Consider the following 15,012-nt stretch of genomic DNA (forward strand, 5'->3'; position numbering starts at 1 on the left):
TCAGAGGCGGCGGAGTCCACTCAGCACCCTTTCCAGCAGTGCGCGTTCGGGGCGTCCCGAGCCTTGCCCGGTGCCATATACACGAATCTTTCCCTGGTCCGCCAGATCGCTCAACAGCACCCTGACGACACCGAGCGGCATCTTGAGGAGCGCCGAGATCTCCGCGACGGTACGCATCCGGCGGCACAGCTCGACGATCGCTTGGAGCTCGGGCATGACCCGGGGGTTGCCCTGGGTGAGCTCGGGGCGCTCCGGCGGCGCATCGATGGCCGCCACGAAGGTCTCCACGAGCAGGACATGGCCGAATCGCGTCCGTCCGCCGGTCAGCGAGTAAGGCCGTACGCGGGCGGGGCGGCGGTTCTCACCGCGGACCGGCAGCCCCGAGGGGCCGATGGCGTGGGGCCCGGTGGCGGTCATCGAGCCCCCTCCAGGGACTGGCGCAGTTCACTGCGGAGTTCGGGGGTGAGCACATGGCCGGCCCGGCCCACGAAGAGGCCCATGTGGTAGGCGACGACGGACATGTCGCAGTCGGCGTCGGCGCTGACGCCGAGGAGTGAACCGTCGCTGATCGACATGATGAACACGCAGGCGCCCTCCATCGCGACCATCGTCTGTTTGACCCCGCCACCCTCCATCAACCGGGCGGCGCCGATGGTCAGGCTGCCGATCCCGGAGACGATGGTGGCGAGGTCGGCGCTGGAGCCCTTGGGGCCCTCCCGGTGGACCGCCCCGAGGGGGACGGCGTTCTGGGCCGGGTCGGACGACAGCAGCAAGAGCCCGTCGGACGATACGACGGCCACCGAGCGTAGACCTGGCACCTCCTCCACCAGATTGCTCAGCAACCAGTGCAGATTGCGGGCCTCACTACTCAGGCCGAACGTGCTGGTCGCAGTCAACTGCGTGCCTCCTCGACTGTGTCCCCCGCTTCTTCTGTCGCCTTGCGCGCGCCCTGGGCCAGCTCCGCTTCGGCTTCTCGGCGGCCCTCGTCGGCAGCGCGCTGGAATCCGCCGAGCCTGCGTCGCAGGGCATCGGCGTCAACGCTGCCGGTCCGCTCGCCTTGTGCGGCGGCGGGCTTGACCACCTTGGGGGTGCGCTTGGGCAGGCCCTTGTCGGTGACCCGGTCCCAGACGGGCGCGGGACCGGCCAGCGGCCCGGGCGCCTCGGCCGGCGCGGGGTCCCCGGCCGGCGCGGGATCCGACGCTACCGGCTCGACCGACCGGACGGGCGTCGCCTGGCCGGGCATGACCGGATACTGCTCCGGCTCGGGGAGCCGCATCTCAAACGTGGGCTCATCGGGCCCCTGGGTCTCCGGAGCGCTGTCCGCGGCCCTCTCGTGCACCTCGGGCTCGGCAGCGCGCACGGCCGCTTCGGCAGCTTCGACCAGGGGGTCGACGAACGGACCGGGGGCTGGTCCGGGCAGCGGCTGACGCGGCGTGCTGGGCAGGGTGTTGGAGTTGGCCTCGGCGACCGAACCGGGGAGGTGGACCGCGGCCGTGTCGGCGTTCTGGGCACCGGGGCGGTGCTCGCCGTGCGCGCCCTTGGGCAGCAGGCCCTGGGGCAGGACCACCACGGCGGCGACCCCGCCCTGTGCCTGCTCGCGCAGTTGTACGCGCACGCCGTGCCGGGCGGCCAACAGCGCGGCGACCCGCAGCCCGAGCCCCTCGGCGTCACGGCCGGATGCGGCCGGGGGGGCCGCTTCGTACGACTCCGGGTCCTCCAGCCGGACGTTGAGCTCGGCGAGGCGTCCCGCGGTCATCCCGATGCCGCTGTCCTGGACCGAGAGCATGATCTCGCCGCTCTCCAACAGCCAGCCGGAGAGCTCGACCTGGGCGTCCGGCGGGGAGAACGACGTCGCGTTCTCCAGCAGTTCGGCCACCAGGTGGCTGAGGTCGTCCGCGGCGAAGCCGGCGACCTGGGCGTGCGGCGGCAGCGACTGGATGACCACCCGCTCGTACCGCTCGATCTCGCTGACCGCGGCGCGCAGCACGTCGACGAGGGGCACCGGGCCGGTGTGGGTGTGGCCGTGCTCGGCGCCCGCGAGGACGAGCAGGTTCTCGCTGTGGCGGCGCATGACCGTGGCCATGTGGTCGAGCTTGAAGAGGGTGGCGAGCCGCTCGGGGTCCTGCTCGCGCTCCTCCAGCTTCTCGATCACCCCCAACTGGCGCTCCACGAGCCCGAGGGTGCGCAGCGAAAGGTTGACGAAGGTGTGGTCGACCGTGTGCCGCAGCCGTTCGAGCTCCGCCGTGAGCTCGGCCGCGTTGTGACGCATCTCGGCACGGGCCGCGGCGAGCTGGGCAGCCGCCAGGTCCCGTGCACCGGCCAGCTCGCCCCGGTCGTCCTCCAACTGCTCGGCGCGGGCGCCGAGCTCGACGACCTTGCCGTGCAGGCTGTTGAGGGAGCGCACGACCTGGGCGAACTCATCGTTGCGCCCGGTGAAGCGCACCGGCTCCTCGGTGTCGGGGGACGCCGCGAGCCGGGCCGCGCCGATCCGCAGCACGGCGAGCGGGCGGGTGAGGGTGCGGGCGATGGCGGCCAGGGCGCCGATGGTCAGCAGCAGGGTGCCGCCGAGGAGCGCGATGCGGATCTCCAGGGCGGTGACATCGTCGTCACGAAGCTGCTCGAACCCGATGATCCGGTCGGACGCGAGGGACGATTCGATGCCGCGCATCAACTCGATGCGGGCGGTGAGCGAGGACTCCAGCTTCTCCCGGTTGGACTTCCGGTCGCCTTCGGACAGCTGGGGCTGGTCGGTGAGTTTGGTGAGGTAGCCCTCGGCGGTCTTCACCTCGGCGCCGGTGACCGTGGCGGCCAGCGACTCACGGGCGTCCTTGCCGGCGGCCTGGTCGAAGTCGGCGAGCGCCGCGAGTTCCCTCACGCGGGACTGCTGGGCCCCGGAGCTCAGGGCGTTGCGGATCTCGGCGGCGGCCTTCGACTCCTCAGTCTCCCTTTCGACGGGGAGTCCGCTGATCGGGTCGATCTCCTGCTCGACCTTCCCCGCGGGCACGGAGAGGGCGGCCAGCAGCAGCCCGCGGGTGGCGGACGCCTGCTCGGCAGCGAGTCCGAGTGCGGCGGGAGCGCGGGTGGCCGCGGTGGCGCCCGGGGCGCGGGAGGGCGTTTCGTCGGCGAGTTCGACGGCGAGCGCGTGGAGTCCGGTGATGACGGTGGTGTAGGCGCGGTGGGCCTCCATCGCCGTGCCCTTGCCGGTCATCGCATCACGGCGCACGGACGGAACGGCGGCCAGTTCCCTGCGCAGCCCGGCGCGGTCGTCGGGTATGGCCGCGGTGATCTCGTCTATCTGCCGGTCCACCCGGGCGCTGCGGTTGGCGGTGACTTCGCGCCGGTCCTTGTCGCCGGCCTCCGCCTCCTGCTCCTCGCGTCCCGCGGCGATGAACGCGGTGACCTCGTCGCGCTCGTCGGCGAGCGAGTGGGCGAGGGTGACGGCCTGTCGGTTGAGTTCGGCGAGGGTGACCAGCCGCTGGGACTCGTTCAGTTCCGCCGAGACCGCGAGGACTCCGGGCAGCCCGGCGCCGACGACGACCAGGCTGACGAGGGCGACGCCCGCGACCAGCCGGCTGCGCACGCGCTTGACCCGGCCGTACGCGACGGGGGCCGGCGGGACGGGCTGTGCCTGGAACGTCTCAGGAACCAGGGGGGCCTGAGGCCGCTTCTTCTGCACCGGTGCTCGCAATCCTGCTTGACTCGTCCGCCCTTTGAACCGTGAAGCAGAGGTGACGACCGGTCATACACCTGATCCCACCCCTGGCATGACTTAAGACCATTCCAGTGCATTTGGGAGGGAGGTGCACATCGGCCGCTCCGCCACCTGAACGAGTGAACAACACCAGGGAGTTGGCGAACAACTCCTCTCGGTTGCGACCGGGCGTCAGGAATGGACACTGACTGGATCTTCCGGCCGTGCTTTGACAGGATGCGCGCCCGCAGCTTCGCCTCTCGCCGGTTCAGGACCGGCGAACACCCCCTGACCTGGCCGTACGGATGGTTTGCACGATTGTGCAGGCAACGTGAACGACTGATGCAGACTGAGTGTCATGCGCATCGAACTCGCCACTTCGCCCGGCTCGGCCGACCGCCCCAACGAGGACTGGGCAGCCGTGGCGCTGCCCGCGTCGGGGCAGGGTGGAGCACTCGTCGCCCTGGATGGAGTGACCCCTCCGGAGGGCGACTACGGCTGTGAGCATGGAGTCCCCTGGTTTACCGCTCGACTGGGCGGGGCCCTGCTCGAACTGTCCGTTTCTCTGCCAGAAGATCCCCTGACCGAGATCCTCGCGGCGGCAATTCGACGCACCGCCGATGTTCATCGGATCGGCTGTGACCTTTCTCACGTGAGAACGCCTCAGGCAACCGTCGTCATGGCGCGCTGGGGCGGCCCCTCGGGCGAGGTGGAGCACCTCGTCCTCTCGGACTCGGTCCTGTTGCTGGAATCCCCCGAGGGAGAGGTGCGGGCGGTCCTGGACGATCGCATCGACCGGCTGCCCCGCGAGTCCCTCCGGACCCATGCGTCGGCGGATCGCCTGCGCAACGCGGAGGGCGGGTTCTTCACCGCAGCCGCCGATCCGGGGGTCGCGGCCCGAGCGGTGACGGGCAGCACGCCGAGGAATCGGGTCAGGGCACTGGCGGCCCTCACGGACGGGGCCTCGCGCTGGGTGGAGATGTTCGACGAGGGCGATTGGGGCGCCTGTCTGGGGGTGCTGCGCAAGGAGGGCGCCCAGGGGCTGATCGACCGGGTGCGGACGGTGGAGACCGGGGTGGAGGAGAGCGGACGGGTCGTCCGGTGGAAGCTCCACGACGACGCGGCGGTGGTGTTCGCAGAGCTGTAGCGGGACGGCCTGGCTCTCCGACACCGAGCGGAGGCGCCGGTGCCCCGTCGGGGACCCCACGAGCGCGTCGGTCAGGACTCCGCAGTGACGTTCAGTTGGTGCAGCAGCCTCGCCAGCTCCGCGATCTCCCCGCGGTCCCACGCGGCCAACTTGCGCACATAGGTCGCCCGCCGGGCGTCCCTCACTCGGCGGAACCGCTCCAGACCTTCTTCCGTGAGCCGTACGAGTGATGCCCGGCCGTCCGCGGGATCGGGCTCCCTGGACACCAGTCCCACCTCTTCGAGCGCACGCAGCTGACGGCTCATCGTGGCCTTGCCGACGCCGAAGTAGGCCGCGAGGTCCGTGCCCCGCTGGGCCCCCGTCGCCTCCAACTGCACGAGCAACCCGTAGGCGGCGGGCTCCAGTCCGGGGTGCACGGCACGGGCCATGTCCCCCGAGGAGGCACGGGCGCGGCGGAGGAAGACGGCCAATTCCTTTTCCAGGGCGAGGAATGCACGGTCCACATCCGTTGCACCGTGGGGCTCCGTCTCGCTCCCCGTACCACTTCTGTGCACGTCAACACCCCTCGTACGCTGATCCGTTGGGAAAAGTCCTCGCCGGCGGTGGTCAGCTGCGCGGCCCGGTCAGTATTTCGCAGGCGCGGGTCGACGGCGCCCCCGTGTGCGCCTTCCGTCCCTCCGCGTTCGGTGCACGGAGTGCGGGATGGCGTGTGCACACCATATTGCTCCGTTCAGGCATGTCAGGACATCACAGGCAATCGATCCCGGTGAGCGGTTCAGAGGCACGCTATGCCTGTGGACAGACCAGGAAGAAAACCACCATTTCCCCCGTCAGGGAGACCGCGCCGCTCGTTGATAGCGACGTCCGGCGCGTTTCTCGTAGCCCTCTCCCTCTTTGTCACGTTCCCCTCCGCCGCCGGGGCCAGCGACATCCCGCCCCGTGGATCGGCGCACCTGGGCATGGGCGTCGTCGCCCATGACGGCGAAGGGGGCCTGCCGCCACAACGGCGCAGCCCCGAGCCGGAAGCCACCCAGACCGAGGGCGTCGACGTCTCCAGCCACCAGGGCAACGTCGACTGGCCCGCGCTGTGGACCAGCGGTGTGAAGTGGGCCTTTGTGAAGGCCACCGAGGGCACCTACTACAAGAACCCCTACTTCACCCAGCAGTACGACGGCTCTTACGACGTCGGGATGATCCGCGGCACCTACCACTTCGCCACGCCCGACACCGCGACCGGAGCAGCCCAGGCCGACTACTTCATCGACCGAGGCGGGGCGTGGTCCCCGGACGGCCGGACCCTGCCGGGTGCGCTCGACATCGAGTGGAACCCGTACGGAGACGCCTGTTACGGCAAGACCCAGACCGGCATGGTCACCTGGATCAGGGACTTCCTCACCCGGTACAAGAGCCGCACCGGACGGGACCCCGTGATCTACACGGCGACGAGTTGGTGGACGCAGTGCACCGGGAACTACGCCGGCTTCGGCGCGGTCAACCCGCTGTGGATCGCCCGGTACGACACCGCCCCTGGCGCCCTGCCGGCCGGTTGGTCGGTGCACACCATGTGGCAGTACACCTCGTCCGGGCCGCTCGTCGGCGATCACAACAAGTTCAACGGAGCGCTGGATCGGGTCGTGGCCCTGGCCAACGGCTGAGCCATCCGCCGGACGTACCGGACGGGGTCGCCAGGACCGGCCCGCGTACGGTCGTGGCCCGTGGGTCAGGACCAGTGCGCGGGCCGCTCCAGTGCGGTCGGCAATCGGGTCGCGCCGTCGCCGCGGGCCGCGTTCAGCTGCGGCTGGGTCAGAAAGATCGCACCCGTCAGATCGGCACCCGAGAGGTCGGCGTCCCGCAGGTCCGCGCCGATCAGGTCGGTTCGTCGTAGATCGGCGCCGCGCAGATCGGCCGCGATGAGATAGGCGCCGCGCAGGCTCGTGCCCCGCAGATCGGCGCCGCGCAGTCGGGCGCCCATGAGGTCAGCGCCGCGCCGGTCCTTGGGGCGGCGCCCTTTACCGGCCGGGCGGGCGCCGGCCCGTACCAGTTCACTGGTGCGCAACAGCAGGACGTTGACGCGCTGGCGATGGGCCGGGACGTCGAGTGCCGCGAGGCCGTCAGGGGCCAGGAGGGTCAGGTCTTCGGTCTCGGCGAGCAGTTCCCGCAGCGCGCCGTGCACTTCGCGGGCGGCGGCCAGGGTGAGGGCTTCGGTGAGGTACCAGAGCAGTTCGTGGAGCTGTCGTACGACGGGGAAGGCGGCGAACATGGCGGGCGCCGCTCGGGGATTCCGGCGCCAGTCCTCGCCGCCGAAGGTGACCCGGGAGACCTTCTGGCCGGCGCCGAAGCAGTCGTAGACCGTGCATCCGGTGAATCCGCTGGTGCGCAGTCGGGTGTGGATGGAGCAGCCGAAGTCATCGTTCAGTTGCGCACAGGGGGTGCCGGCCGGCTTGTCGACGGCGAAGTCCGCGGAACGGCCGAAGGGGAGGGCCACACAGCACAGGCCGAAACAGTTGGTGCAGTCGGCCCGCAGGGTGAGGGCGTCGGCCTGCCGTTCAGTGGACTCCATGGCCCCATTGTGCGTGGTCGCGGGAGTGCGCCGCGCTGTTGGCGGCGGTCCGGGAGCTGTGCGGGGGCGCCCGGTGCGCGCCTGCTGTGGCGTGGGTCCGGGTGGTCGGAGCGCCCGTGCCGCCGGCGGTGGGGCACAGGGCGAAGGGGCCGCAGGGGAGAGTGCGGCCCCTTCCGTCGGGGGGACTCCTCCCCTGGGGGAGGTGTGGCCGGCCGGACCGACCTCTAGGGGAGGTGTGGCCGGCCGGACCGGGCGGGGAACGCCCCGCCCGGGGGCCGGCCGTGGCTCAGGCCGCTGCCGGAACCAGTACGTCCGCCGGGGACAGGGCCAGTTCCAGCACCTGCCGCACGTCCGTCACGGGGTGCACCCGGAGCGTGTCCAGGATCTCCTGGGGCACGTCGTCCAGGTCCGCCTCGTTGCGCTTGGGGATCACCACGGTGGTGATGCCCGCCCGGTGGGCGGCCAGCAGCTTCTGCTTGAGCCCACCGATCGGCAGGACCCGACCGGTCAGGGAGACCTCGCCCGTCATCGCCACGTCGGTGCGCACCTGCCGCCCGGAGAGCAGCGAGGCGAGCGCGGTCGTCATGGTGATGCCGGCACTCGGACCGTCCTTGGGCACCGAACCGGCCGGGAAGTGGATGTGGACGCCCCGGTCCTTCAGATCACCCACGGGCAGTTCCAGTTCGGCCCCGCGCGAGCGCAGGAAGCTCAGCGCGATCTGCGCCGACTCCTTCATCACGTCGCCCAGCTGTCCGGTGAGGGTGAGCCCGGAGGCCCCCGTCTCCGGGTCGGCCAGGGACGCCTCGACGAAGAGCACGTCGCCGCCCGCGCCGGTGACCGCGAGTCCGGTGGCGACACCGGGCACGGCGGTACGCCGTTCGGCCGGGTCCTGTGCCGACTCCGGCACGTGGTGCGGCCGTCCGATCAGCGGGCGCAGTTGCTCCGCTCCGATGGTGAACGGCAGCTCCCGGTCGCCGAGCTCGTGCTGGGCCGCGACCTTGCGCAGCAGCCTGGCGACGGAGCGCTCCAGGTTTCGCACGCCCGCCTCACGGGTGTACTCGCCCGCGAGCTTGCGCAGCGCCGAGTCCTCCAGGACGACCTCGTCCTTCTCCAGGCCGGCCCGCTCCAGCTGGCGCGGCAGCAGGTGGTCCCTGGCGATGACGACCTTCTCGTCCTCGGTGTAGCCGTCCAGCCGGACGAGTTCCATCCGGTCGAGCAGCGCCTCCGGGATGGCCTCCAGCACATTGGCGGTGGCCAGGAAGACGACGTCGCTCAGATCGAGCTCGACCTCCAGGTAGTGGTCACGGAAGGTGTGGTTCTGGGCCGGGTCCAGGACTTCGAGGAGGGCCGCGGCCGGGTCGCCCCGGAAGTCCGAGCCGACCTTGTCGATCTCGTCGAGGAGGACGACCGGGTTCATCGAGCCGGCCTCCTTGATGGCCCGGACGATCCGACCGGGCAGCGCGCCGACGTAGGTGCGCCGGTGGCCCCGGATCTCGGCCTCGTCCCGCACGCCGCCGAGGGCGACCCGGACGAACTTCCGTCCCATGGCGTGGGCGACCGATTCGCCCAGCGAGGTCTTGCCGACACCGGGAGGTCCGACCAGCGCGAGCACGGCTCCGCCGCGCCGTCCGCCGACGACCCCGAGCCCACGGTCGAGACGCCGCTTGCGCACGGCCAGGTACTCGGTGATCCGCTCCTTCACGTCTTGGAGACCGGCGTGCTCGGCGTCCAGGACGGACTTGGCGCCCGCGATGTCGTACTGGTCGTCGGTGCGCTCGTTCCACGGCAGTTCGAGGACGGTGTCCAGCCAGGTGCGGATCCAGGAGCCCTCGGGGCTCTGATCGCTGGCCCGCTCCAGCTTCTCGACCTCCTTGAGGGCGGCTTCGCGCACCTTCTCGGGCAGGTCGGCGGCTTCGACGCGGGTCCGGTAGTCGTCGGACTCGTCCTCGCCGTCCTCGCCATTGATCTCGCGCAGTTCCTTACGGACGGCTTCGAGCTGACGGCGCAACAGGAACTCGCGCTGCTGCTTGTCGACGCCTTCCTGCACGTCCTTGGCGATGGACTCGGCCACGTCCTGCTCGGCGAGGTGTTCCCGCAACTGCTCGGTGGCGAGCTTCAGCCGGGCGATCGGGTCGGCCGTCTCCAGCAGCTCGATCTTCTGGGTGGTGGTCAGGAACGGCGAGTACCCGCTGTTGTCGGCGAGCTGGGAGACGTCGTCGATCTGCTGGACCCGGTCCACGACCTGCCAGGCCCCACGCTTCTTCAGCCAGTCGGTGGCGAGGGCCTTGTACTCCTTCACCAACTCGGCGATCTGGCCGGGCAGCGGGTCGGGCACGGTCTCGTCGATACGGGTGCCCTCGACCCACAGGGCGGCCCCGGGCCCGGTGGTGCCCGCGCCGATGCGCACGCGGCCACGGCCGCGGATCAGCGCTCCGGGATCACCGTCGGACAGTCGCCCGACCTGCTCGATCGTCCCGAGCACACCGATCCCGGCGTAGTTGCCGTCGACCCGTGGAACAAGGAGCACCGCGGGCTTGCTGTTCTCGGAGCGGGAGGAGGCGGCCTGCGCGGCCTCCACCGCTGCTCTCACCTCGGTGTCGGTCAGGTCCAGCGGCACCACCATTCCGGGCAGCACGACCTCGTCATCGAGCGGCAGCACGGGCAGGGTGAGCGGTGTGAACGTCTGGGACTCAGCAGCCATGATCTCCCCTTAGGCAGTGAAGTTGAGCTCTGTCGACTCAATACCCACTCAATGCAGGACGCCCCCCAGATGTTCCCGGCACCCCGTTCGCTCTGGGCGATCATCTCGATCAAGCCTCTGAGCTGGCCTTTCGCCTGGCCGTGAACCAGCTGCCGTCCGCTGACCGATAGAGGAGTGTGAGAGGGAACCACCCCTCAGGGGGATCAGAACGCGAAGCGTGGCGGGGGCCAGCAATGCCGGAATCGCCTTTGCGCCGTTCCGGACGGGCGCCGGAGCCGAGGCCACGGCGTTGGCCGCGCTGGCCAGCGCGGCGGGAGAGCGAACCCGAGACACCTGACGACGCGGCCCTGCTGCGGGCCGTCGCCCGCGGGAACCCCGACGCGCTGGCCGCGCTCTACGACCGACACGCAGGCTGGCTGCACGCCCGGCTGACCCGACGCTGCGGCGATCCCGAAACCGTCTGCGAGGTCCTCCAGGACACCTTCGTCACCGTCTGGCGCTCCGCGGGCACACACCGGGGCGGGGAGGTGGGCGGCTGGCTGTGGGTGATCACGACCCGTCGGCTGGCGGACGCGGGAAGGGCGAGGGCCCGCCAATGCCCCGGAGCACCGGCCCAGGCCGATCCTGCGCGCTCGATCTCCGAGCAGAGCACGCCGTCCGCCGAGGAACGGGTGCTCAGCGGATTGGAGTACGGCGATGTGGGCGCGGCCCTGGACAGCATCCCGGCCGAGTTGCGGGCCGTGCTGCGCGCCACGGTCATCGACGGACTCACCACCCGCGAGACCGCCCAGTTGCTGGGCATACCGGAAGGCACCGTCAAGACCCGCGCGCTACGGGCCCGTCGCGAACTGCGGGCGGCGCTGGCCCGACTCGCTCCGGACACACAAACTCTGGGAGGGATCGCATGAGCCGACGGCGGAGCCGGCGGACGAACTGCCGGCAGGTCGACGAACCGCTTGCCCGTCTCTACGCGGATGGCGCAGCCCTGGCGCCCGCCGCCCGCTCGCTGGAATCACACATCGAAACGTGCGGACCGTGCGCGGCCCGGGTGTCCACCGCGGTCCGCAATGGTGCGGCCGGCCCGGTGCTCGACCAGATGCGCAGAGCGGTGCTGGCTCGGGCCACCGCCGTACCGGGACGGGTGCAGTGGAGCGCTCGGATGATGTGGGCGGCCGGGCCCGCCCTGCACAGCGCTTGGCTCGTGGCGGTCGTGCTCGTGGTGGGCTGCTCCGTGGGCCTGGCGCACGGGATGGACCTGGTCTCAGGCCGACCGCTGCTGCTGGTCGTGGCGCCCGCCGTCCCCCTGGCGGGAGTGGCACTGTCCTACGGGCGCCGCGCGGATCCGCTGTACGAGATCGCCGCGTCGACGCCGTCCGGCGGGCTGCGACTCCTGCTGACCCGGACCGTGGCTGTGCTGCTTGTGAGCATCCCGCTACTGACGGCGGCAGGCGCTCTCATCCCCCGGTCCGCAGGTTCCCCACCGATGCCCGGCGCGACGGCCTGGCTACTGCCGGGACTGGCGTTGACCGTCGCCGCCCTCGCACTGGGCTCATACATCGGCTGCCGGCCCGCGGCAGGAGTGCTGGCGTGTGGCTGGCTGACGGTCGCGGTCGTACCGACCCTGCCCGCTGCTGACCCCCACCTGTTGGCGGACCAGTTGGCGCGCTTGGTGTCGGGGTCGGGTGTCCAAGGGGGTTGGGCCGCCCTGGCCGTGCTGTGCGGGGGGCTGCTCATTGCCCGCCGTTCCTCGTTCGATCACCTGGAGAGGGTGTGAAGTTCTTGTTTTCGCGCACGGACACGACGACCGGTTCCGTCCGGACGGCCGGTCTGACCGTACGGCACCGGCGCACGATCGCGCTGGACGCGGTCGACCTAGTCTTCAACCCCGGCGTGCACGGTTTAGTCGGGCCGAACGGAGCCGGGAAGACCTCCCTAATCCGGGTACTAGCCACGGTCGTACCACCGGCAGCGGGCAGGGTCGAACTCCTGGGCCACGACGTCTCGACGCACCAGGGCCGCACGGAGGTGCGGCGGCGGCTGGGGTACCTACCGCAGGAGTTCGGCTACTACCCCGGCTTTACCGTGCGGGAGTTCGTGTCCTACGTGGCATGGCTGAAGGAGGTGCCCGCGCACACGGTCCCCGGCGCCGTGGCGGCCGCAGTGGCCAGGGTCGGGCTCACCCACCGCATCGATGCCAAGGTGAAGACGCTATCGGGCGGGATGCTCCGACGCGTGGGCATCGCCCAGGCCCTCGTCAACGAACCCGAGCTGCTACTCCTCGACGAGCCGACCGCGGGCCTAGACCCGGAGCAGCGGGTGGAGTTCCGGGCCCTGCTGCGCGAGGTTGGCACCGACGCCACCGTGATCGTCTCGACCCATCTGGTGGAGGACGTGGTGGCGGCCTGTAGCGAGGTGACGCTGATCGAGACGGGACGGATCGCGTACCGCGGGACCACGGCCTCCCTGACCGAGTTGGGCGGGTCGGCCGATGACACGGGCTCCGGGACGACCGGCGCCATCGAACGGGGATACGCCGCAGCCATGCTCGCCCATCGCGGCGGCGCGGGGGCGGCGCGGTGAAGCACACCGGACACCGTCCGCCGGACGAGGGCACTTGGGACCCGGGTCTGCTGGCGCACGTGTGGCCCGCCGATGCGGCGCCGCGGTGCCGCATCGCTCCGGACACATCGGTGGAGGGACGCTCATGAGCCGTCCGGACGACCTCGCTGGGGCCATCAACCGCCGTCCCCAGCTCACTGGCCCGCCTGTCGTCGAGTTGCGCCGCGGCGTCGGCCCCTGGAGCGGTCTGGCCATGGCCATCGCGCTGGGGATCGCCCTGGTCGACCAGGCCGACGAGTTGCCGGGTTGGCAGAACAGTTGGAGGGACGTCACCGATCTGCTGCGTCCGTTGGCCCTTCTCGTCGGCGGACCGATCAGCATCGCTGCGGGCTGCTGGCAGGGCGGCCGGGAGCGCCGGCACGGCACGGGCGAACTACTGGCCGGCGGCGCACGCAGCCCGCTGCGGCAGGCGCTCACGGCAGCGGTGCCAAGTGCGCTCTGGCCCGCCGTCGGCTATCTGACGGCGGCAGCCGGAGCGCTGCTGGCGGCATGGCCCTACGTGGGCGCTTGGGGTCGCCCCTCCTTCTCGCTGATCGTCTCGGACGCCTGTGCGCTCGCCTCACTGGGAATCGTCGGATTCGTCGTGGGTCGGCTGGCGCCCTGGCGGCTGACCGCGCCCGCGCTCGGAGGGCTCGTCTATCTGGGCTTCGGAACGCTCTCCTACACCGGGGCCCGGAGTTGGCTCAACCCGGCCGAGCAGTACTTTCCACGCTGGGACGCCCCGGTGTGGTGGTACGCCCCTGCATCGATCATGTGGACCGGCGGGCTGGCCTGCGCCATCTTCCTGGTCTTCGCAGCGCGGCGGCGCGCAGTCGCGCTGGTGCCGCTGACGGCCGCCGCGCTTGCCGCAGCACTGCTGACCGGCGAGGAAGGGCCCTGGCGCCCCGACCCTCGGGCCGGCCGGCTCGTCTGTGACGGGGGCGCGCCCCAGGTCTGTGTCAGTGCTCGGGACCGGAGTCTGTTGCCACAGGTCACCGCTGCCCTGAACGGAGCCAATGCCAGGCTCCACGGCATTCCGCACGCCCCCAGCCGCTGGGTGAGCGGGCCACAGCGCACCCGGGCCGGGGAGGCTCCGCTACCGCCGCCCGGGTTCTTCTCCCTGCGGGGACGGCTGCGGGAGCCCGCCGAGTACGCCAACTGGGCGGTCGGCCAACTGATCATGAAGGAGTGCCGGTCGGGAGGCGGTGACAGCGCCAGCCACCTTCGTGCCCAACGAGTCGGTATGGGAGTGGTGCAGTGGCTGGCGCCCTCCGCCGTCTTCGACGCCGCTCCCTGGCCGGAAGCGAAGGAGCACGCGGCCCGGCTCCACGCTCTGCCCCCGTCCGAGCAGCACGCCTTCCTCACCCGCTATCTGGCCTTCCTCTCATCGGAGGTCTGCCGGCCCGAGAAGGTTCCGCTGCCATGACCGCTCCCACCGGACACGGCCGTACCACCAGTGCCCTGGTTCTCTACTGCCGCTCCCGCAGGCTGCCCGCCGCCCTCGCCCTGTTGGTGGCGACGGCCCTGCTCACCGCCAGGGCCGGCGACTGGTCAACCGGGCAGACGCGGTGGGACCAGGGAGCCTCGGCTCCGGCAATCGTGTTCGCTCCGCTGCTGGCCTCGGTCGTCGTAGGCAGCACTCTCCCCTCGCCCGGCGACGAGCTGGACCGACTGTCGGCGAGGGCTTGGTGGCCGAGGCGGCTGGTGCATCTGCTCGGCCTCACCTCGCTGGCCGCGCTCCTGCTGGCACTGGCCGTGCCGGGGGCACCGGGCGATTCCGGTGCCCCCGCGGCGGTGCGCAACCTGCTGGGCGCCATGGGGCTCGTCACGCTTGCCACAACCCTGTGCGGGGCACGGGTTAGTTGGCTGCCGGTGAGCGTGTACGCGGTCATGGCCTTCACTGCGGCGCCCCACGCCCGTACGGGTGGGCTGGTGGTCTGGGCATGGGCGCTCCAGCCGGGCGCGGCGTCGTGGACGTGGCTGGTGGCGGGTGCTCTGTTCACGGCGGGAGCCGTCCTCCATGCGGGGCGAGGAGCACGGCGCGAAGGACCGTGAACGAGCACGCCGCGGGGGCGAGGCAGCAGCAGACCGCACACAGCAGACGAGCAGGCCCCGCTCTGTTGGTCCCCTGCACCGACCGCACCCACCGCGCCCGTCTCAGGCCCGTCCGGCCACCCGTGGAGTACGCCCGTCGCTCGGCTCACCCCAGATGTCCGGGCCCCCGCACGCCCCATGCGCCCCCAGAGCACCCCGTACCACCCCACCGCACACCGCGCGCCCTCCATTGACCCCGAACACCTCGCCTTGGCCTAAAG

General features: G+C 71.2%; 13 protein-coding genes. 7 read left to right on the forward strand and 6 right to left on the reverse strand.

Annotated features, from left to right (window positions below; genetic code table 11):
* The 3 genes from ABZ348_RS03590 to ABZ348_RS03600 are packed head-to-tail and all read right to left on the reverse strand — an operon-like array spanning position 1 to position 3,676.
* The gene (locus tag ABZ348_RS03590; protein WP_358928928.1) at positions 1 to 417 is read right to left on the reverse strand and encodes a DUF742 domain-containing protein; all 417 of its coding nucleotides are present in this window, start codon (positions 415 to 417) and stop codon (positions 1 to 3) included.
* Complete coding sequence (locus ABZ348_RS03595; protein WP_358876063.1) at positions 414 to 896, reverse strand: roadblock/LC7 domain-containing protein; 483 nt, start codon at positions 894 to 896, stop codon at positions 414 to 416. The genes ABZ348_RS03590 and ABZ348_RS03595 overlap by 4 nt, the downstream gene beginning before the upstream one ends.
* A complete protein-coding gene (locus ABZ348_RS03600) occupies positions 893 to 3,676 on the reverse strand; it encodes a nitrate- and nitrite sensing domain-containing protein (protein ID WP_358928930.1) in 2,784 nt (927 codons plus the stop codon). The genes ABZ348_RS03595 and ABZ348_RS03600 overlap by 4 nt, the downstream gene beginning before the upstream one ends.
* A 373-nt stretch (positions 3,677 to 4,049) precedes the next feature.
* On the opposite strand from ABZ348_RS03600, the gene ABZ348_RS03605 reads away from it, so the two are divergent.
* On the forward strand, positions 4,050 to 4,838 hold the full coding sequence (locus tag ABZ348_RS03605; protein ID WP_358928932.1) for a hypothetical protein: 789 nt from the start codon (positions 4,050 to 4,052) through the stop codon (positions 4,836 to 4,838).
* A 71-nt stretch (positions 4,839 to 4,909) separates the two neighbouring features.
* On the opposite strand, the gene ABZ348_RS03610 is transcribed toward ABZ348_RS03605, so the two are convergent.
* Complete coding sequence (locus ABZ348_RS03610; RefSeq protein WP_358928934.1) at positions 4,910 to 5,341, reverse strand: MarR family transcriptional regulator; 432 nt, start codon at positions 5,339 to 5,341, stop codon at positions 4,910 to 4,912.
* A 348-nt stretch (positions 5,342 to 5,689) separates the two neighbouring features.
* Here ABZ348_RS03610 and ABZ348_RS03615 point away from each other — a divergent pair, with 348 nt between their 5' ends.
* On the forward strand, positions 5,690 to 6,493 hold the full coding sequence (locus tag ABZ348_RS03615; protein WP_358928935.1) for a lysozyme: 804 nt from the start codon (positions 5,690 to 5,692) through the stop codon (positions 6,491 to 6,493).
* Between the two features lie 65 nt (positions 6,494 to 6,558).
* On the opposite strand, the gene ABZ348_RS03620 is transcribed toward ABZ348_RS03615, so the two are convergent.
* Entirely contained in the window at positions 6,559 to 7,398 is an 840-nt protein-coding gene (locus ABZ348_RS03620) for a pentapeptide repeat-containing protein (protein ID WP_358928937.1), read from the reverse strand.
* A gap of 286 nt (positions 7,399 to 7,684) precedes the next feature.
* Positions 7,685 to 10,099 carry an endopeptidase La gene (lon, locus tag ABZ348_RS03625; RefSeq protein ID WP_358928939.1) on the reverse strand — a complete coding sequence of 805 codons (2,415 nt, stop codon included), beginning with the start codon at positions 10,097 to 10,099 and terminating at the stop codon, positions 7,685 to 7,687.
* Between the two features lie 233 nt (positions 10,100 to 10,332).
* Between lon and ABZ348_RS03630 the strand changes: the two genes are divergently transcribed.
* The 5 genes from ABZ348_RS03630 (at position 10,333) to ABZ348_RS03650 (ending at position 14,752) form a co-directional block, all read left to right on the forward strand.
* Complete coding sequence (locus ABZ348_RS03630; protein ID WP_358928941.1) at positions 10,333 to 11,007, forward strand: RNA polymerase sigma factor; 675 nt, start codon at positions 10,333 to 10,335, stop codon at positions 11,005 to 11,007.
* A complete protein-coding gene (locus ABZ348_RS03635; protein WP_358928943.1) occupies positions 11,004 to 11,873 on the forward strand; it encodes a zf-HC2 domain-containing protein in 870 nt (289 codons plus the stop codon). The genes ABZ348_RS03630 and ABZ348_RS03635 overlap by 4 nt, the downstream gene beginning before the upstream one ends.
* On the forward strand, positions 11,870 to 12,679 hold the full coding sequence (locus ABZ348_RS03640; RefSeq protein WP_358928945.1) for an ABC transporter ATP-binding protein: 810 nt from the start codon (positions 11,870 to 11,872) through the stop codon (positions 12,677 to 12,679). Before ABZ348_RS03635 ends, ABZ348_RS03640 begins: the two co-directional genes overlap by 4 nt.
* A 124-nt stretch (positions 12,680 to 12,803) precedes the next feature.
* On the forward strand, positions 12,804 to 14,123 hold the full coding sequence (locus ABZ348_RS03645; RefSeq protein ID WP_358928947.1) for a hypothetical protein: 1,320 nt from the start codon (positions 12,804 to 12,806) through the stop codon (positions 14,121 to 14,123).
* A complete protein-coding gene (locus tag ABZ348_RS03650; protein WP_358928949.1) occupies positions 14,120 to 14,752 on the forward strand; it encodes a hypothetical protein in 633 nt (210 codons plus the stop codon). The genes ABZ348_RS03645 and ABZ348_RS03650 overlap by 4 nt, the downstream gene beginning before the upstream one ends.
* Positions 14,753 to 15,012 lie beyond the last annotated feature (260 nt).

This window comes from Streptomyces sp. NPDC005963, from assembly GCF_040638655.1.
Lineage (GTDB): Bacteria > Actinomycetota > Actinomycetes > Streptomycetales > Streptomycetaceae > Streptomyces.

Excerpts from the sequence above, each read along its gene's own strand:
- ABZ348_RS03645 (WP_358928947.1), top strand. The coding sequence starts at position 12,804 with ATGAGCCGTCCGGACGACCTCGCTGGGGCCATCAACCGCCGTCCCCAG.
- lon (WP_358928939.1), bottom strand. The coding sequence starts at position 10,099 with ATGGCTGCTGAGTCCCAGACGTTCACACCGCTCACCCTGCCCGTGCTG.
- ABZ348_RS03620 (WP_358928937.1), bottom strand. The coding sequence starts at position 7,398 with ATGGAGTCCACTGAACGGCAGGCCGACGCCCTCACCCTGCGGGCCGAC.
- ABZ348_RS03635 (WP_358928943.1), top strand. The coding sequence starts at position 11,004 with ATGAGCCGACGGCGGAGCCGGCGGACGAACTGCCGGCAGGTCGACGAA.
- ABZ348_RS03650 (WP_358928949.1), top strand. The coding sequence starts at position 14,120 with ATGACCGCTCCCACCGGACACGGCCGTACCACCAGTGCCCTGGTTCTC.
- ABZ348_RS03630 (WP_358928941.1), top strand. The coding sequence starts at position 10,333 with ATGCCGGAATCGCCTTTGCGCCGTTCCGGACGGGCGCCGGAGCCGAGG.
- ABZ348_RS03590 (WP_358928928.1), bottom strand. The coding sequence starts at position 417 with ATGACCGCCACCGGGCCCCACGCCATCGGCCCCTCGGGGCTGCCGGTC.
- ABZ348_RS03605 (WP_358928932.1), top strand. The coding sequence starts at position 4,050 with ATGCGCATCGAACTCGCCACTTCGCCCGGCTCGGCCGACCGCCCCAAC.